The 17819-nt window shown below is 36.1% G+C and carries 18 protein-coding genes; 8 read left to right on the top strand and 10 right to left on the bottom strand.

The genetic code is table 11. The features are described from left to right. The first annotated feature begins 75 nt into the window (after positions 1–75). Together ACZZZC_RS11880 and ACZZZC_RS11875 are read left to right on the top strand one after the other, a co-directional pair. Positions 76–1044 carry a KpsF/GutQ family sugar-phosphate isomerase gene (locus ACZZZC_RS11880; protein ID WP_463487306.1) on the top strand — a complete coding sequence of 323 codons (969 nt, stop codon included), beginning with the start codon at positions 76–78 and terminating at the stop codon, positions 1042–1044. 14 nt (positions 1045–1058) lie between these two features. Continuing rightward, complete coding sequence (locus ACZZZC_RS11875; protein WP_463487305.1) at positions 1059–2150, top strand: mannose-1-phosphate guanylyltransferase; 1092 nt, start codon at positions 1059–1061, stop codon at positions 2148–2150. Here the strand turns inward: ACZZZC_RS11875 and ACZZZC_RS11870 are convergent. Together ACZZZC_RS11870 and rlmB are read right to left on the bottom strand one after the other, a co-directional pair. Then, on the bottom strand, positions 2147–2896 hold the full coding sequence (locus tag ACZZZC_RS11870; protein ID WP_463487304.1) for a DUF5995 family protein: 750 nt from the start codon (positions 2894–2896) through the stop codon (positions 2147–2149). The two genes, ACZZZC_RS11875 and ACZZZC_RS11870, sit on opposite strands and share 4 nt — an antisense overlap. Positions 2897–2962: 66 nt before the next feature. Continuing rightward, a complete protein-coding gene (gene rlmB, locus ACZZZC_RS11865; RefSeq protein ID WP_265801088.1) occupies positions 2963–3730 on the bottom strand; it encodes a 23S rRNA (guanosine(2251)-2'-O)-methyltransferase RlmB in 768 nt (255 codons plus the stop codon). Positions 3731–4165: 435 nt separating this feature from the next. Here rlmB and dnaB point away from each other — a divergent pair, with 435 nt between their 5' ends. Beyond that, positions 4166–5731 carry a replicative DNA helicase gene (dnaB, locus tag ACZZZC_RS11860; protein WP_463487303.1) on the top strand — a complete coding sequence of 522 codons (1566 nt, stop codon included), beginning with the start codon at positions 4166–4168 and terminating at the stop codon, positions 5729–5731. A gap of 46 nt (positions 5732–5777) precedes the next feature. On the opposite strand, the gene chrA is transcribed toward dnaB, so the two are convergent. After that, on the bottom strand, positions 5778–6995 hold the full coding sequence (chrA, locus tag ACZZZC_RS11855; protein WP_463487302.1) for a chromate efflux transporter: 1218 nt from the start codon (positions 6993–6995) through the stop codon (positions 5778–5780). A 50-nt stretch (positions 6996–7045) separates the two neighbouring features. Further along, complete coding sequence (locus ACZZZC_RS11850; RefSeq protein ID WP_265801085.1) at positions 7046–7381, bottom strand: tetratricopeptide repeat protein; 336 nt, start codon at positions 7379–7381, stop codon at positions 7046–7048. A 128-nt stretch (positions 7382–7509) separates the two neighbouring features. Between ACZZZC_RS11850 and ACZZZC_RS11845 the strand changes: the two genes are divergently transcribed. From ACZZZC_RS11845 to ACZZZC_RS11825, 5 genes are all read left to right on the top strand, one after another. Then, complete coding sequence (locus tag ACZZZC_RS11845; protein ID WP_463487301.1) at positions 7510–8247, top strand: electron transfer flavoprotein subunit beta/FixA family protein; 738 nt, start codon at positions 7510–7512, stop codon at positions 8245–8247. Positions 8248–8333: 86 nt separating this feature from the next. Then, a complete protein-coding gene (locus ACZZZC_RS11840; protein ID WP_463487300.1) occupies positions 8334–9302 on the top strand; it encodes an electron transfer flavoprotein subunit alpha/FixB family protein in 969 nt (322 codons plus the stop codon). Between the two features lie 54 nt (positions 9303–9356). Continuing rightward, a complete protein-coding gene (locus ACZZZC_RS11835; protein WP_463486135.1) occupies positions 9357–9971 on the top strand; it encodes a bifunctional nuclease family protein in 615 nt (204 codons plus the stop codon). A 157-nt stretch (positions 9972–10128) separates the two neighbouring features. Then, positions 10129–11514 carry a nucleoside permease gene (locus tag ACZZZC_RS11830; protein WP_463488238.1) on the top strand — a complete coding sequence of 462 codons (1386 nt, stop codon included), beginning with the start codon at positions 10129–10131 and terminating at the stop codon, positions 11512–11514. A gap of 17 nt (positions 11515–11531) precedes the next feature. Next, positions 11532–12659 carry a DUF3667 domain-containing protein gene (locus ACZZZC_RS11825; protein ID WP_463487299.1) on the top strand — a complete coding sequence of 376 codons (1128 nt, stop codon included), beginning with the start codon at positions 11532–11534 and terminating at the stop codon, positions 12657–12659. Between the two features lie 65 nt (positions 12660–12724). On the opposite strand, the gene ACZZZC_RS11820 is transcribed toward ACZZZC_RS11825, so the two are convergent. The 6 genes from ACZZZC_RS11820 to ACZZZC_RS11795 all read right to left on the bottom strand — a co-directional run bounded on the left by ACZZZC_RS11820 (position 12725) and on the right by ACZZZC_RS11795 (position 17795). Continuing rightward, positions 12725–14014, bottom strand: a complete 1290-nt coding sequence (locus tag ACZZZC_RS11820; RefSeq protein WP_463487298.1) for a citrate synthase — start codon at positions 14012–14014, stop codon at positions 12725–12727. A 132-nt stretch (positions 14015–14146) separates the two neighbouring features. Continuing rightward, on the bottom strand, positions 14147–14677 hold the full coding sequence (locus tag ACZZZC_RS11815; RefSeq protein WP_463487297.1) for a DUF3347 domain-containing protein: 531 nt from the start codon (positions 14675–14677) through the stop codon (positions 14147–14149). A gap of 96 nt (positions 14678–14773) precedes the next feature. Then, positions 14774–15325, bottom strand: coding sequence for a hypothetical protein (locus ACZZZC_RS11810; protein WP_463487296.1), 552 nt, complete (start codon positions 15323–15325; stop codon positions 14774–14776). A 155-nt stretch (positions 15326–15480) separates the two neighbouring features. Continuing rightward, positions 15481–15981, bottom strand: a complete 501-nt coding sequence (locus ACZZZC_RS11805; protein WP_463487295.1) for a hypothetical protein — start codon at positions 15979–15981, stop codon at positions 15481–15483. A gap of 127 nt (positions 15982–16108) precedes the next feature. Then, positions 16109–17023, bottom strand: coding sequence for a tRNA (adenosine(37)-N6)-dimethylallyltransferase MiaA (miaA, locus tag ACZZZC_RS11800; RefSeq protein WP_463487294.1), 915 nt, complete (start codon positions 17021–17023; stop codon positions 16109–16111). A gap of 1 nt (position 17024) precedes the next feature. After that, a complete protein-coding gene (locus tag ACZZZC_RS11795) occupies positions 17025–17795 on the bottom strand; it encodes a hypothetical protein (protein WP_463487293.1) in 771 nt (256 codons plus the stop codon). Positions 17796–17819 lie beyond the last annotated feature (24 nt).

Raw genomic sequence — 17819 nt, 5'->3', positions numbered from 1 at the left:
TGCGATGCTATTTTTCTATCCAAAATAACATAATTTTACAAGAATTTCAAGTATTCACCAACAATTATTTTCTCTTTGAAAAGTAAAAAATACATAATCCAATCAGCCATAAGCACTTTAGAGCTTGAAGCAGCAGCGATATTAAATGTTGCGAAAAACATTAACGATGATTTCGAGCAAGTGGTATCTACCATTTTAAATTGTGATGGAAGAGTTATTGTAACGGGCATAGGTAAAAGCGCTATTATCGCTCAAAAAATTGTTGCTACTTTTAATTCTACTGGCACGCCTGCTATTTTTATGCATGCCGCAGATGCAATTCATGGCGATTTGGGTATGATTCAAAGAAATGATGTCATTATTTGTTTATCAAAAAGCGGAAATACTCCAGAAATAAAAGTGTTGGTCCCATTGCTTAAATCTGCAGGAAATAAACTGATTGGAATGGTTGGAGAATTGGCATCTTTTTTAGCCGAACAGGCAGATCTTGTATTAAATACCTCATTTGAAAAAGAGGCTTGCCCACATAATTTAGCACCAACTACCAGCACAACGGCTCAACTTGCCTTGGGCGATGCATTGGCTATTTGTCTCTTAGAATGTAGAGAATTTAATGAGTCTGATTTTGCGAAATATCACCCCGGAGGATCATTGGGAAAAAAGCTTTATTTAAAGGCCAAAGATCTGGCCCTTTCTAATGAAAAACCTTCAATAAATCCCTCGGCCTCCGTTAAGGATGTATTAATAGAAATTAGCAAAAACCGTTTGGGTGCTGTTGCTGTTGTTGATGAGGAAAATAGTGTTATTGGTGTAATTACCGATGGCGATATCAGGAGGATGCTTGAGAACAATGATTCGGTTACTGGACTGAAGGCCAAAGATATTATGGGAAAGCAGCCAAAAAGTATACAATACGACGCTCTTGCAGTAGAAGCACTACACATAATTAAGGAAAATAACATTACGCAGTTGCTAGTACTGAAACAAAACACTTACTTTGGAATTATCCATTTGCACGATCTTTTGAATGAAGGAATAGTGTAATTTTAAATCATAAAATGAATAAAGATTATTACGCCCTAATAATGGCTGGCGGAGTCGGAAGTCGCTTCTGGCCGGTGAGCAGAACAGAATACCCTAAGCAGTTTATCGATTTTTTTGGAGTTGGTAAAACACTGATCCAAAGTACTTACGAAAGGTTTTTAAAAATCTGTTTACCAGAAAATATATTTATCGTTACCAATGAGATTTATGCTGATCTTGTAAAAGAACAGTTACCGCAGCTCTCAGATAATCAAATCTTGGCGGAACCTTTATTAAGAAACACGGCCCCTTGTGTAGCTTATGGAAGTTTAAAAATACATGAGCTTAATCCTAATGCGACTATCGTTGTAGCACCTTCAGATCATACCATTGCTAACATAGATGGTTTTATCGATTCCATCGGGCAATCGCTTGATGCCGCTTCAAAAAATGATTGTTTGATTACGTTGGGCATCAAACCTAACAGACCTGATACGGGTTACGGCTACATTCAGCACACCGACCATGTGCTAAATACCGATACTGATTTACATCGTGTTAAAACATTTACCGAAAAGCCAAATTTGGAATTAGCCAAATCATTTATCCAAAGTGGTGATTTTTTATGGAACGCCGGAATTTTTATCTGGTCAGCAAAATCAATTTTGAAAGCATTTGAAAGGCATTTACCAGATATGTACGAAGTTTTCAATCAGGGCCGTTCAGAAATGAATACCGAAAGAGAGAATGATTTTATAAATAATGCTTATCTGCAATGCACCAATATATCTATCGATTTTGGTATTATGGAGAAGGCTGATAATGTTTATGTTTTACCTGCTGATTTTGGCTGGTCTGACTTAGGTACCTGGGCTTCAATTTATGAAATGGCTGAAAAGGATTATGTTGGCAATGCGGTAATTCCCTCAGAACAGGTGATTATGTTCGATTCGTCGAATTGTATGGTTAATGTACCGAAAGATAAACTGGTCATCCTACAAGGACTACATGATTACATTGTAGTGGAAAACAATAATATGTTAATGATTTGCCCACGTAATGAGGAGCAAAAAGTAAAAGAATTTGTAGCCGAAGTTAAATCCAGATTCGGAAATAGATTCATTTAATCTTTCAAAAATTTTATAATCTCACCAACATCTTTTGGTTCGAAAATCCTAACTGTTCTTAAAACTAAGCTTTGAGAAAAGTTAGGATTTATAATATTTCTGGCTACTACATTAATTTTATCATCCAGATTTTTGATGTAGCCCTGATACATATTCTTTTGCAGAACAGAAAGGCCAACAGCATTTGCCCAAGCGGTATTTCTTGCCGCTGTAATGCTAAAATTGATTACAGATTCTTTGCTTTTATTATCGACATATTTTAATAATTTCATTGGGGCGCAAATCTCTTCTAAATCCTTTTGGATTATATTTATCAAGCTACCAATAATATTGTTGATAAAATTGAAATCTTTTTTAATCAACTGAATATCAGAATCCTTTGCAGTTTCAGCAGCAGCAATACCTAGATCCAAGTTAATATGTGCATTCATGCCCATTAATAAATGTTGAATGACAGTGTAAGGCTGTATACTGGCGTCGAAAGCAGATTTCCATGAAGAAGTTAGTGGAGTCTGGTTCAAATTACAGAAATAAGCGTCGATATATCGATTTGCAAAAATCACATCAAGCTTTTCCATTCGCTGTCCGTCCTCAAACAAACCGTCATTTATCCCATTTTGAACAGCGATGGTCATTTTTCGATACAAGCAAGCAAAATATCCCGCTCTGGATTTTTTGGCAATGCTTTGATTGATAATATCATCTAAATGAGTGATAACTTCGGTAATGTTCTTTGCAGGAAGCATAAGTGGAATTTCTAATTAAAAATACATAATTATATTCCTAACTAAGAAATTAAAAGGACACCATCCTTAGGTAGTTCTTTGTCTTACAGCCTCATATAAAATAACACCCGCAGAAACTGACACATTTAATGATTCTATTTTGCCAGCCATTGGAATTTTTGCTAAATGATCTGCTACTCTTAAAAGATCGTTGGAAATCCCCTCATCTTCCGACCCCATAACGATTGCTGTTGGCATGGTATAATCTGGAGAGTAAATTAAATCTGTGGTTTTCTCGGTACAGGCTACAATTTGCAAACCGCTTTCTTGCAAAAACAAACAGGTTTTATGAAGGTTAGCATGTCTGCAAATTGGGATATTAAATAGTGCTCCCGCAGAAGTTTTAATAGCATCTGCGTTAATTTGTGCGGCATTTTTTAACGGTACTACAATAGCATGCACGCCCACGCAAGCAGCTGTACGAGCAATTGCACCCATGTTACGTACATCAGTAACACTATCTAACACCAATATCAACGGCACTTCGCCTTTTTCAAAAACAGCAGGAACAATATCCTCAATATTTTGATAAGTGATAGGAGAAATAACAGCAATAACACCTTGATGATTTTTCTGAGACATTCTATTCAATTTCTCAATTGGAACAGCGTTCAATGGGATCAAGGTATCTTTAAGTAGTGCTTTTAATTCCAGAAATAATTCTCCGCCCAGACCACGTTGTTGATAAATCGTTTCAATATCTCTACCAGCTTTCACTGCTTCAATTACAGCTCTAATGCCAAATACAAACTCATTATTTTCCTTTGCTCTTTGCGGTCTTCTAAAATTATCCATGATGTAAAATTGTTTGCAAAAGTAATTGTTTTTCCGGCAAGGCAAGCAAAATTATTTGCTATTGGAAAATATGGGAATAAATCAGAGGATTGATTTTTATTGGCAATCGAATTATATAGGTAATAAATAATTGGAAATAGGAAGTTGATTAGTCTAACTTAAGAAAAGCACTGTTACATTTTCTACAATTACCTATTCCCCATCACCTATTCCCTATTCCCTATTCACCTATTTCAATTACCGATTCCTATTCCCTCAGTTATCCATTCCCTATAAATCCATGTTTATCACCCTTCCATTATCAACATTTTGTTGTTCAAAAATTTGAGATCTTTTTAAAATAACGAAAACTTAATCTTATTCTTCTTCAATTTGTTAACAAACAGCTAAGAACTTGTTAAAACATTCGGATCAAAAATTAACTACTTTTGTAAAATGAGTATCGATAACGAACAAGGCGGAAAGAATAGTATATCATCCCGAAAAGCAAGATTAAATACAACAGTGAGTTCAATGGGTAAATTGCCTCCCCAAGCATTAGATTTGGAAGAGGCAGTTTTAGGTGCATTGATGTTGGAAAAAGATGCGCTTTCGGCTGTTATCGACATTTTAAAGCCTGAGGTTTTTTATCATGAAGCCCACCAAAAAATATTTGCAGCCATCCACATGCTGTTCGAAAAATCGAAACCAGTAGATATTTTAACAGTAACATCAGAACTGCGCCAGATGGGTACTTTAGAAATGGTTGGCGGAGCTTATTATATTACTAATCTGACTAACCGTGTAGCTTCTGCCGCAAATATTGAATATCACGCCCGGATTATTTCCCAAAAATATATTCAGCGTGAATTGATTAGAATTTCTACTGATATTATTACGAATGCTTATGAAGATACCACTGATATTTTCGATTTATTAGATCATGCGGAAAAAGGATTGTTTGATATTGCCCAAAATAACTTGCGGAGAGATACGCAGAAAATGGACGATATTATCAAACAATCATTAGCGACCCTAGAAGAACTTCGAACAAAAACAGATGGCTTAACGGGTGTTCCGACTGGATTTACAGGGTTAGATCGCATTACCGGAGGTTGGCAAAAACAAGATCTAGTAATTATCGCTGCTCGTCCGGCGATGGGAAAAACCGCCTTCGTACTTACCTGCGCTAGGAATGCGACAGTTGATTTTCAAAAACCGACAGTAGTTTTCTCTTTAGAGATGTCTTCTGTTCAGTTAGTTAACCGTTTAATATCGGGAGAAGCTGAAATAGAGCAAGAAAAAATCAGAAAAGGAAATTTACAAGAGTGGGAATGGCAGCAGCTTCACAGTAAAATCGGTCGCTTAACTGAAGCTCCCCTACTTATTGATGATACTCCAGCACTAAATATCTTTGAATTTAGAGCAAAATGTAGAAGACTAAAATCGCAATACGATATTCAATTAGTAATTGTAGATTATTTGCAGTTGATGCATGGTAAAGGTGAAGGCGGTAAAGGTGGCGGTAACCGTGAGCAAGAAATCGGTAGTATTTCAAGAGCTTTGAAATCAGTTGCCAAAGAATTAGATGTTCCCGTTCTAGCCTTATCACAGTTAAGTCGTGCGGTAGAAAGCCGACCTGGTTTGCAAGGAAAGAGACCGATGTTATCCGATTTGCGTGAATCGGGTTCAATTGAACAGGATGCAGATATGGTGTTATTCCTTTATCGCCCAGAATATTATGGGATTACCGAAGATGAGCAAGGAAGATCACAAGCGGGAATTGGCGAGGTAATTATTGCTAAACACCGGAATGGTGAAACCGGAATTGTACCACTTCGATTTATTGGTAAGTTTGTTAAATTTACAGATTTGGAAGAGGATTTCACAGCACCAACTTCGTTTGCCTCAGCAGATCCATCTGCAGGAATGTACCCATCACAAGATTTTGAAAAACAAAGCAATGTGATTATTCGACCATCAAAAATGGACGATTACAATGATGAAGACCCACCATTTTAATGAGGTAAATAGTTGAAGGGAAATCGAAAAGTTTCCCTTTTTTTATTTAGAAAAGATATCCGAATAATATTCCTGCTAAAACAATAACAGGCGGGCTCACTTTGGTGAAGTTTAAAAGTAGAAATGTGGCTACCATTATCCCTAAAAACAACCAGTTAAAACCCATCGGGATAAGCAACAGGATAAAGGCGGCAATAATGAAACCTACGCTTACCGCATTGATACCAGAAAGACTATAGCGAATCCTTGAGATTTTTTTCAAATCATCCCAAAAAGGAACGATAAATAAAACCAAAATTAATCCTGGTAAATTAATTCCGATTACACCAATTAAGCCGCCCAGTACCTGTCCCCATACGCCGTAGCCAAAGTTCTTCATGCTTAATGCCCCGAGATAACTGGTGAATGAAAATGTTGGGCCGGGAAGCGCTTGCTGTAACGCAAAACCTGACAGAAAACCTGATGAAGGCAGATAATGCTTCATCTCTACAAACTCAGTAAACATTAACGGGACAAGCACCTGGCCACCGCCGAAAACCAATATTCCGTTCCTGTAAAAGTTTTCTAACAAACGAATTGGCAAGCTGAAAGGTGATGTTCTGTTGATAATGGCACCAACAAGTGCGAATAAAAGTAGTGCACCTAAAAAGTAAATCATCTTCTTCGGGTTAATATTCGAGAAAAGTTTAACTCTTAATTCCGTTTCCTCTTTAGGCGTTTCAATTGCGGAAGAAATTATCCCACCAACTAAAATTGCTAGCGGAAATACATAGGCATTACGCAGAACAAAGGTCGCCACAACGGAAGATATGGCTAAGAAAATGGACACTTGTGAAGACAAAACTTTTTTACCCAACTGCCAGGCTCCATAAGCCACAATACCCAACGCTATGGGCTGAATATACTCCAGAATATCGCTAAACTTTTGCTTCTGATCAAGCAAGGCATAGCTAATCGCAGCAAATGTCATAATTGCTGCTGTTGGCAAGATCCAAATCAAAAAAGTAAGGATTGCCAGCTTCAGTTTCCCAACTTTCCAGGCTATCCCCACCAGTGTTTGTGTAGATGCTGGCCCCGGTAAAACCTGTGCTAAAGCGTTCAGCTCCAGTAACTCTTCTTCCGAAATAAACTTGGAATTTTTAACGAAATACTTTAACAGCAATGCTAAATGAGCTTGTGCGCCACCGAAAGAAGTGAAGGTGAACAAAACGACATTCCTGATAAATAGCCACTGCTTTTTAGCAGCGATGGGTTTAGCTTGCATTTATTCTAGCGGATTAGCAATAAACAAATAATTGAAAAGGACTGACTAAATTATTCATCCTCATAATCTAAACCTGCAGCAGTGTTGTACGCACCTTGTAACTCAGAAAATGCATGCATATCTCTCTTGTTACGGGCTACAGCCATTCCTTTTTGATATACTTCAATCGCTTTATCTTTTTGATCATCTTTTTCCAATAACTTACCCAAATGATAATAAGTTCCTACATAATCTGGATGTTTATCCGTTAACTGAAGGTAAAAAGAATAGGCCTTTTCTTTGTCATTTTGAGTGTTATACTCTGTGGCTAAGGCATATAGTATAAACGGATCGTTCGGATCACTTTCTAAAAACTCCAATAACTTTGCTAAACGGCTTGATGACATTTTATTTCCTTGCTTTTTTAATTAAATTTGCAGAAAGACCATATATAAATAAGACCAATAGTATGATTAATCAGGAGCCTTACTTTAAGCTTTGATAATTTCATATTCACTAAAACCCAAATTAACATATGAAAATATTAGTTTGTATCAGTAACGTGCCCGACACGACGACAAAAATAACTTTTACCAATGATAATACCGAATTCAATACAGCCGGAGTACAATATATTGTTAATCCTTATGATGAAATTGCGTTATCAAGAGCAATCGAGTTAACTGAAGGTGGTAAAGGAACAGTAACTGTAATCAATGTTGGCGAAGCTGCAAACGATCCAACCATCAGGAAAGCACTTGCAATTGGAGCAGATGATGCCGTAAGAGTAAATGCTGCTCCACGTGATGCCTATTTCGTAGCAAAACAAATTGCAGAATATGCAAAGGATAAAGATTTCAATATTATTTTAACCGGACGGGAGTCTATTGATTATAATGGAAATCAGGTAGCCGCAATGGTCGGAGAATTTTTAGACATACCCTCAATTTCAATCATCAAAAAACTTGAAATCGATGGAGATAATGCAACTGTAGAAAGAGAAATTGAAGGTGGAAAAGAAGTAGTTACCGTTTCAGGCAAGTTTGTAGCAAGCTGTGCTGAAGGGGTTGCTGAACCAAAAATCCCTAACATGCGTGGTATTATGAGCGCAAGAACAAAACCTTTAGCTGTTGTTGATCCAGTGTCGATTGAGGAAGTTACCAAGGTGACTAAATATGAAACTCCAGCTCCACGCGGTACGGTGAAATTAATTCCTGCAGATCAAACGGAGTCGTTGATTGGCTTGCTACATAGTGAAGCGAAAGTGATTTAACGGATCTAGTTAAGTTTGAACTTGAAATAAACCGAGATAATTAATTGAGTAGATAAACATCTCCATCGGAGATTTAAGATAAAAATATGTCAGTATTAGTATATGTAGAACAAGCTGAAGGGAAGTTTAAGAAATCTGTTTTCGAGGCAGTTTCATACGCCAAAGCCATTGCCGATCAACAATCGACCAATTTAGTTGCCATTTCTATTGGCGATGTTGCAGAAAGTGAATTAAAAGAGTTAGGTAAATACGGTGCATCGAAGGTTTTAAATGTAAGTGTAGATCAGTTAAAAACGTTTGTAAACCAGGCTTACGCAAGCGTAATTGCTGCAGCTGCTGGACAAGAAAATGCAGACATCGTCGTATTATCGAATTCATTCTCTGGTAAAGGCTTAGCGCCTCGTATTGCAGTGAAACTTAAAGCTGGTTTGGCAGATGGAGCTGTTGAGTTGCCTAGTACAGATGGAAAATTTTCGGTTAAGAAAACTGCATTTTCCGGTAAAGCCTTTGCCATTACCGAACTAACATCGGCAAATAAGGTAATAGCCTTAAACCCGAATGCCTTTGGTGTGAAAGAAAATAACAACGAAGCTGCTATTGAAACCTTCTCTGCTGATGTTAAACAATCAGACTTAGGAACTGTTATCAAAGATATTGTAAGAGCAACTGATAAAGTTTCACTTCCAGATGCTGAATTAGTGGTATCGGCCGGACGTGGTTTAAAGGGGCCTGAAAACTGGGGAATGATTGAAGAGTTAGCTGGTTTATTAGGTGCTGCAACCGCTTGTTCAAAACCAGTTTCTGATGCAGATTGGAGACCGCATTCAGAACACGTAGGTCAAACAGGAATTTCAATTAGCCCCAACTTATATATTGCCATCGGCATATCTGGTGCAATTCAACATTTGGCTGGTGTAAGTTCATCAAAAGTAATCGTGGTGATCAACAAGGATCCTGAAGCTCCTTTTTTCAAAGTAGCAGATTACGGTATTGTTGGTGATGCTTTTGAAGTTGTACCAAAATTAATAGAAGCTTTAAAAGCGCATAAAGGATAATAAATTACTTTAAACTTCGCATATCTAAATATATGTGAGGTTTGAAAACGATATATGAAAAAAGTTAAATTAGATATTGTAGGTTTATCTTACAGCCAGACTCAATCTGGTGCTTATGCCCTGGTTTTAGGAGAAGTAAATGGCCGCCGAAGGTTGCCCATTATTATAGGCGCATTTGAAGCTCAGGCAATTGCTATTGAAATTGAAAAGATGACTCCGAGCAGGCCATTAACCCACGATTTATTTAAATCAATGGCTGACACCTTTCATATCAACATACAAGAAATCATTATTTACAATTTGGTCGATGGTGTTTTTTATGCAAAACTAATCTGTAGCGATGGAAAAACCACCCACGAAATTGATGCGAGAACCTCAGATGCAATTGCACTTGCCGTTCGGTTTAACGCGTTAATTTATACGTACGAATTTATACTGGCCTCTGCAGGGATTGTAATTGAAGGAAATGATTTTCTATTTTTAGAAAACATGGATTCGATTGCCAAAGAACCTGATGCTGATGTAACGCCAAGTTCATCGCAACAGCAAGGATTTGGCGATTTAACAATTGAAGAACTTCAACAGAAACTCCAGGAAGCAATTGCTGACGAAGCCTATGAAAAAGCCGCCCGATTAAGAGATGAGTTAAATAAAAGAGGAACTTCCTAATAAATTGTTATTGATTCTTACCTAAAATCCTCCTAAAAAATGGAAATTTAAAATGAACCCAAATTGTTTAAAATAATTTGGGTTCATTTTTGAATAATGTTTTAAAATAGTTCTATATTCAGCCTTTACTTTCAAAAAAATCAAACAAACTAATATGATGAATGTTAAGTTCCGCTTAACCGTGATGAGCTTTATGCAATTTTTTGTGTGGGCAGCATGGCTTATTACAATTGCAAACTATTGGTTCGGAACCAAACAATGGGATGGTGCAGACTTTGGAATCATATTTTCTACAATGGGAATTGCTTCCCTTTTCATGCCGACCTTAACTGGTATTATGGCAGACAAATGGATTAATGCAGAAAAACTGTATGCAGTTTTACATATTTTGTATGCCTGTGTAATGTTTTACTTACCACAAGTTACAAGTCCTAACAGCTTCTTCTGGGTAATATTATTGGCAATGTGTTTTTATATGCCAACCATCGCATTAAGCAATTCTATTAGCTATACAACGCTTAAAAATAGCGAATTTGATGTTATTAAAAGTTTTCCACCAATAAGGGTTTGGGGAACCGTAGGATTTATTGTGGCCATGTGGATTACCAATTTAACAGGTAATAAAGCAAGTGCAAATCAATTCTACATAGCAGGAGTAAGTGCTTTTGCATTAGGCATTTACTCATTTACTCTTCCTGCATGTAAACCATTAAAGTTGATTAGCGAAAAAAAATCATTGGTGCAAAAATTAGGGCTAGAATCGTTCAAATTATTTGCAGATTATAAAATGGCATTATTTTTTATTTTCTCAATGTTTTTAGGTGGAGCATTGCAATTAACAAATGCATATGGAGATGTGTTTCTTGATGAATTTAAAATGTTTCCCCAATATGCTGAACTCTATGTAGTAAAAAGATCCACCTTAATTTTATCAATTTCTCAAATTTCCGAAACATTGTTCATTCTAGCCATCCCCTTTTTCTTAAAAAGGTATGGAATTAAGAATGTAATGGTTATTTCTATGCTGGCTTGGGTATTCAGATTTGGTTTATTTGCCTTTGGAAACCCGGCAGATGGATTGTGGATGATCATTTTAAGTTGCATTGTTTATGGAATGGCGTTTGACTTTTTTAACATTTCAGGATCATTATTTGTTGAAACCTCAACTACTCCAAAAATGCGTTCCTCAGCGCAAGGTATGTTTATGATGATGACAAACGGATTTGGAGCAATATTAGGAAGTTTAACATCGGGCTGGATCATTCAAAAATATTTTACAAGTGCATACACTACTATTCAAGAATTAGCAACATTAGTTTCAGCACAACCTAATGATAAGCTATTAATTAGTTTCCTAGGTTCAAAAGGAATTTCTGTTTTAGATAATGGTCAATTGAGTAGAGCAATACCGGTTATAAACTGGCACAGTGTGTGGCTAACATTCGCCATTTATGCGTTAATCATTACCGTTTTATTTGCATTATTATTTAAGCACAAACACACCAAAGCAGAAGAGAAAGCTATTGATGCCATTACCCACTAAATATTTCGAAATCACCTATGTCAGCTGGTAAGTATAGAAAGGAACACAATTGTTTAAATTGTGGCTCGCATGTAGAAAAACATTATTGTAGCAATTGTGGGCAACCCAATCTAGAATTAAAAGAAAGTTTTTGGGGCTTCATTAGCCATAGCATTGCACATTACTTCCATTTCGATAATAAATTTTTTCAAACACTTGTTCCCCTTTTAACTAAACCTGGTCAGGTTACGTTAGATTATTTAGCTGGGAAAAGAGCCAGGTATATCAATCCGGTAAGCATGTACATTTTTGTGTCTATTGTTTATTTTTTGGTTGCCTACTCACCTACTCATGTCGAAATAGAAAACGAACACAAGCCAGTAACTGCCGCCGAAACTCAAAAAAGAAAAGCTACATTAGATAGTGTAAACAAGGTATTGAAAAATGCCGGACTGGTAAAAGCAGTACCAGGCATTATGAATGAAACTACGAAGCATATCACTGAAGATTTAGATCGAGAAGATTTTAAAGCCTTAAGTTTCAAAGATCAAAAAATAGCCTTAGAAAATCTGAAAAAGCTGAATAAAGCTAATCGATCGGATTCGTTAACTAAGATAATTGGAAAGTTTAGTGAAATACACGATGATCGGAATGATAGTACTTATGCTGCATATTTAGCCAGACAGAAAACTTTAAATCCTATAGAGCAGGATAATTGGTTAGATAGAATGATCAAGAAGCGTGCTATCTCAATCGGAGAAAAAGCGGAGGTTATTCAGGAAACCCTTGAACATAACAGACCAAAGCAATATTTTCTGATGATGCCTTTACTTGCACTTTTCATTATGTGGAATTTTAGAAGAAATCACATTTATTATCTGGATCACCTGATCTTCACAATACATGGAATGACTGCATTTTTTATCGTTTCCATATTTACCAAACCGTTAATAAAATATATTTTCGGCGAAGATTCCAACATGTCAAGCCTCATCGGAACAGCTATTTTCGTGTGGATCTGCTGGTATATGTTTAATGCGTTGAAAATATTTTACCAACGGAAAAAAGTAGTTGGGAAGATGATCATGATCATTATATTATACTTCCTATCACTAAAATTAACTGAAATGGTGATGCTCAACTTAATCTATTACGTAGTAACCTGATGAAAATAAAGGGTATAAAAAAAGCTTCAGAAATTCTGAAGCTTTTTTTATGGACTAAATAATAATTATTTTCTGCTCTTAATATCAACGAACGCCCTATCAGTTTCACCAACGTAAATTTGACGTGGACGACCAATCGGCTCTTTATTTTCATGCATTTCTTTCCATTGAGCAATCCATCCCGGTAAGCGACCCAGGGCAAATAACACGGTAAACATTTCAGATGGAAACCCTAATGCTCTGTAAATGATGCCTGAGTAGAAATCTACGTTTGGATATAACTTTCTGTCAATGAAATACTGATCAGTTAATGCTGCCTCTTCTAATTTTTTAGCTATTTCTAAAATCGGATCATCAATACCCAAGTTTTCCAAAATATCATCACAAGCTTTTTTAATGATTTTTGCCCTTGGATCAAAGTTTTTATAAACTCTGTGTCCGAAGCCCATCATACGGAAAGGATCGTTTTTATCTTTCGCTTTGGCAATCCATTTCTCTGTATCTCCGCCATCGTTCTTAATTAGCTCAAGCATATCGATAACAGCTTGGTTTGCACCACCATGTAGTGGCCCCCAAAGTGCCGCGATACCTGCCGCAACTGAAGCATACAAATTACAATCTGATGAGCCTACTATTCGAACAGTAGATGTTGAGCAATTTTGCTCATGATCTGCATGTAAAATCAGTAACTTGTTCATGGCATTCACAACAACCGGGTTCACATCGTAATCCTCAGTACGTTGTCCAAATGTCATCCAAAGGAAATTGGTTACGTAATCATACTTATTTTTTGGATAGATAAGCGGATGACCCAATGCTTTTTTATAAATAAACGAAACGATTGTAGGCAGCTTAGCCAATAACTTAATAATGGTTAGATTTTGCTCCTCAGCAGTTTGGTTAGGCTTTAAGCACTCTGGATAGAATGTTGATAGTGAGAAAATTAAAGAACCAAGTTGACCCATTGGATGAGATCTCGACGGATAACCATCGAAAAATTTCTTCATATCCTCATGAATCAAGGTATGCTTACTTATTTCATCCTGGAATGCATCTAATTGCTCTTGAGTTGGCAAATCACCATATACGATCAAATATGATACTTCTAAAAAGCTGGATTTTTCGGCAAGTTCTTCTATAGAATATCCTCTATATTTTAAGATTCCTTTTTCACCATCTAAAAAAGTGATTTTACTTTTTGTAGAACCAGTATTTTTAAAACCAGTATCTAAGGTTACAAAGCCTGTAAGATCTCTTAACTTAGAGATATCAATGGCCTTTTCATCTTCTGTTCCTGTAATTACTGGCAATTCTACTGTCTTACCATCAACTTTAATCTCTGCAATATCTGACATATTATTGTATTGTGTTTATAGCTTTCTAAATTATATAAAATTAATATACATGCATAACAAATCTGTTAAATTAATATGAATAATCAGTCAAAAAGACGTAACAATCATGCTTAATTTTTCCCGACATTCATGCTATTTTGATTTGATCTCTTCTGCAACTCTTCCACACTCAAGCATCTCATTACCATAATAAGGGTTTTTGATTTCCTTTTCTTTCGATAGCCAGTCTCCTCCATCTCCCTTGTTAGCCATTGGGCAATGTTGAACATAAAGTGTTCCTGATTCTATCTCTGTTGATTTGAATAAGGCAATGATATCTGCACTTAAAACAGTAAAATTTTTGCGCTGTATGGCAAGGTCATTAGTGCCTGCAATTTTCGCTGCTATTTCTGCCGTGGGTTCACAACCTGCGTAATTTGCTAAACTTTTCTCTAACGCCTTCGCAGACTTTTGTCCAACTGCAGCATCTGAAGCTACCAACGCATTTTTAAGATCTACATATTGATTTAATATCTCTGATTTTTTAACATCGTTGATCTTTACCTCATTTGATACCTTCGCTGCATTGTTCTGGGGAGTGTCTTTATCACCTGTAGCTTTTTTCTCTGCTTGGTTGCAGGCCAGTAATGTAGCTAATATGGCAATGCCGAATATTTTTTTCATTGTATTTGGTTTTCCGCTCAAAATAGCAATTATAATATTAATTAAACAAAAAAAGCCCCGCAAATTGCGAGGCCTCTGAAATATATGATGCTATAATTATAATTTAAAATTATAAGCGATTCTCAAAGCAAACTGACCTGTTTGTCTGAAATAAGTTGTAGAAGCTACATCATTTACATAACCTTCATATCTTGCACCAATATCAAGACCATTATCCCACTCATAACCAAGACCACCTGTATAAATAAAGTTAGTTTTAGCGCCATCTTCAATACCGAAACCTGCACCAGCTTCTACAGCTAAATACATTCTTTCAATAGCAAAAACTTTAACACCACCTTTGGCAGGAATAAAACCAAAATCTAATGAGTTATTTCTACCTTTTAATTTTGTATAACCTCCAGATGCTGTAATAGCAACATCTTTAGTTAAATCCCATTGAAGTTTTAAATCGGCGCCATAAGCATACTCCATTGGAGAACTTTTCTTGAACAAACCACCATTTAATCCCACCCCTACCTTAAAGGCCATTCCATTGTTGGTAGATCCGGCATCCATAGTCGTCATGGTTTGTGCATTTAGGTTTGATCCTGTAAAAACAGCACCTGCGACAAGTGCAGCTGCAAAAAATTTAGTAATTGTTTTCATGTTAGATAAATTTAAATTATTAATTAAGGGTTTTGGATTATATACGATAAATTGATTCTAACAGATTTTATAATTTTCATTTTATTCAGAAATTTTTAAAATAAAAAAAGCCCTGACTCTCGTCAAGGCTTTTTTTGAATTATTTTATTGATGGATTACAAGCTAAATCCGTAAGCTAAACGGATACCAGCAAAACCAATACTTCCGTTGTTCGAATATCCTTCGTATTTCGCAGCTAAATCTAAGCCGTTATTCCATGAATAACCAATTGCAGGAGAATAAACAAACGAAGTTCCTGATCCTTCAGTAGTACCAAAACCAGCACCTAATTCAGCCAAGCCGTATGCACCTGCGCCAGAATCATTGAAGAAATATTTAGCACCAACTTTTACAGGAATGATACCAAAGCTTCCGCCTCCGTAACTATCTTTAAGAGAAAAGTTGTTGTAACCTGCAGTTACAGGGATTGATAATTGTTTATCTACGTTAAATTGGTAGCGGATATCACCACCGATAACTAAACCCAATCCAGTAGTTGTTCCAGCACCAACATTTAAGCCGATACCTAAATTACGAGATTGTGCATTAACATTTGTTGTAAAGAATAGAGCCACTACAGCTGCTGAGGTAGCAATAATTTTAGTAATTGTTTTCATTATAAGTTATTTTTTTGAGTTAAACTATATGTGAAACAAATACAAAATATGTGCCAAAAGAGCTTTTTTGTTTAATGAAGCGGTTAACGTAATAAGAACGTGCTTATTATGATTTTCCGAAAATAAACTAAAATGAAATTTTAGCCAAAATCTGTTTAGTTATTTGGTTAGTAGGCAATGATGCATCAAGCCAATTTATTAGAACACCGTCTTTTTCCATTTTTCTAAAAAATGTATTTTGGCGTTTCGCATATTGGCAAATAGCAATTCCTAACCTCAATTTAAATTCATCATAATCCATTAGGCCATTTAAGTAGTTTACAATAAATTTATACTCCAACCCATAAAAAACTAGGATATCTTTTGAAACTCCGTCTGAAATTAAATTCTCAACTTCATCGATCATGCCTGATGATAAACGATCATCCAATCGTTTTAAAATCTTTGCTCGGGTTACTTCAACCTCGTTTTTAAGTCCGAATACAATAGGATTTATTTTTGGAGCTGTATTTATGGTGATATCGCTGTGCGCTAAAAATGTAGCAACTTCAATTCCCCTTATCAACCTTTTCTTGGAATTCAAATCAACATAATCTACATCGTTATATTCTTTAAGCCTCGATATTAACTCATCCTTAGTTTCAAGTTGCAATTTTTCTCTCAAACTTTCATTTACAGGAACGGCGGTATATTCTTGGCTTTGAAGTAGGCTATGGATATACATGCCAGTACCACCACATAAAACAGGAACTCGACCCCTTGCAGTAACATCACCAAATACCCGATAAAAATCGTTTTTAAAGGCATCTACGTGATATCTTTCCCCAGGCTCCAAGATATTTATCAAATGATATGGTATTTTACTATTTTGAATCGTGTATTCATCAAGATCTTTCCCAGTTCCAATGTCCATTCTTTTAAAAACCTGGCGACTATCAGCGCTGATTATTTCCCCGTTAATGGCGTGTGCAACATGGGCTGCTAATTTTGTTTTACCTGAAGCAGTTGCTCCCAAAATAATAATAAGATTAAAATCTTTCATATTAAAATTTCAGGATATACTTTAGACTTCCAGTGTTAAATACGGCGGCAGATGACAATGAATTCTCTTTGATTATGATCCGATTTAAATTTATATCTAACGAAAAAAACTGCGGATTTAATAGATCGGTTCGGATAAAGTTTAACTTTTGGTAAACCTCTCCCGCCGACCAATCCCGATCAGCATAAGTCATGATATCATCAGGATTATACAACGCTGAAAAGTGCGTGATTAACTTACTTAGCCCCCCAACAACAGAATATCCAGACTTCACCGCAAACCTGATTAATTCTGCTGACTTATAATTTTCTTCATAATTCATTTTGCGAAGTGCAGAAAAAGTACCAACAGCTACTAATTCATCTTTCTCAAACAACCCAAATTTGTGCCTGCTACTTACAAAACCCTGTAAATGATTTTCGTTTAGAAATGTTTGCGCAATAGACTTATCAATTTTCTGAACAATGGTTTTTCTTCCGTGGATCCTTTTATTGAGCCCTAAAATCGAAGAAATTCTTCCCAGAACCTGGTTGGTTCTACTATACCAAACGTCTTCCCATAAATGAATAAGTTTGATTCCCCTGATTAAGTATGATTGTTGTAGACCAATTAACTGTTGTGGCGTAAACGTATTGTCGATATTTACTAAATGGATAACAAGGGATTGATTATGAATAGAAAGCAAATTAAACTCCTCTTCCAAAAAAAAATGGCACTCCACATTGAAATCAGCTAGCGCCGATTTAAGTTGTGTATGCCATGCAAATATCATGGGTGGTTGGAGACTGTTCAATTA

It is taken from the genome of Pedobacter sp. AC212, assembly GCF_979258625.1.
Note: the sequence above shows the minus strand (reverse complement) of the source record. Positions and strands in the feature narration are given on the sequence as shown.

Coding starts and splice junctions, on each gene's coding strand:
- ACZZZC_RS11835 (WP_463486135.1), top strand. CDS start 9,357: ATGAAAAAAGTTAAATTAGATATTGTAGGTTTATCTTACAGCCAGACT.
- miaA (WP_463487294.1), bottom strand. CDS start 17,023: ATGAAAGATTTTAATCTTATTATTATTTTGGGAGCAACTGCTTCAGGT.
- ACZZZC_RS11795 (WP_463487293.1), bottom strand. CDS start 17,795: ATGATATTTGCATGGCATACACAACTTAAATCGGCGCTAGCTGATTTC.
- ACZZZC_RS11825 (WP_463487299.1), top strand. CDS start 11,532: ATGTCAGCTGGTAAGTATAGAAAGGAACACAATTGTTTAAATTGTGGC.
- ACZZZC_RS11845 (WP_463487301.1), top strand. CDS start 7,510: ATGAAAATATTAGTTTGTATCAGTAACGTGCCCGACACGACGACAAAA.
- ACZZZC_RS11805 (WP_463487295.1), bottom strand. CDS start 15,981: ATGAAAACAATTACTAAAATTATTGCTACCTCAGCAGCTGTAGTGGCT.
- ACZZZC_RS11820 (WP_463487298.1), bottom strand. CDS start 14,014: ATGTCAGATATTGCAGAGATTAAAGTTGATGGTAAGACAGTAGAATTG.
- ACZZZC_RS11840 (WP_463487300.1), top strand. CDS start 8,334: ATGTCAGTATTAGTATATGTAGAACAAGCTGAAGGGAAGTTTAAGAAA.
- ACZZZC_RS11815 (WP_463487297.1), bottom strand. CDS start 14,677: ATGAAAAAAATATTCGGCATTGCCATATTAGCTACATTACTGGCCTGC.
- rlmB (WP_265801088.1), bottom strand. CDS start 3,730: ATGGATAATTTTAGAAGACCGCAAAGAGCAAAGGAAAATAATGAGTTT.
- dnaB (WP_463487303.1), top strand. CDS start 4,166: ATGAGTATCGATAACGAACAAGGCGGAAAGAATAGTATATCATCCCGA.
- ACZZZC_RS11870 (WP_463487304.1), bottom strand. CDS start 2,896: ATGCTTCCTGCAAAGAACATTACCGAAGTTATCACTCATTTAGATGAT.
- ACZZZC_RS11810 (WP_463487296.1), bottom strand. CDS start 15,325: ATGAAAACAATTACTAAATTTTTTGCAGCTGCACTTGTCGCAGGTGCT.
- ACZZZC_RS11850 (WP_265801085.1), bottom strand. CDS start 7,381: ATGTCATCAAGCCGTTTAGCAAAGTTATTGGAGTTTTTAGAAAGTGAT.
- ACZZZC_RS11830 (WP_463488238.1), top strand. CDS start 10,129: ATGAATGTTAAGTTCCGCTTAACCGTGATGAGCTTTATGCAATTTTTT.
- ACZZZC_RS11875 (WP_463487305.1), top strand. CDS start 1,059: ATGAATAAAGATTATTACGCCCTAATAATGGCTGGCGGAGTCGGAAGT.
- chrA (WP_463487302.1), bottom strand. CDS start 6,995: ATGCAAGCTAAACCCATCGCTGCTAAAAAGCAGTGGCTATTTATCAGG.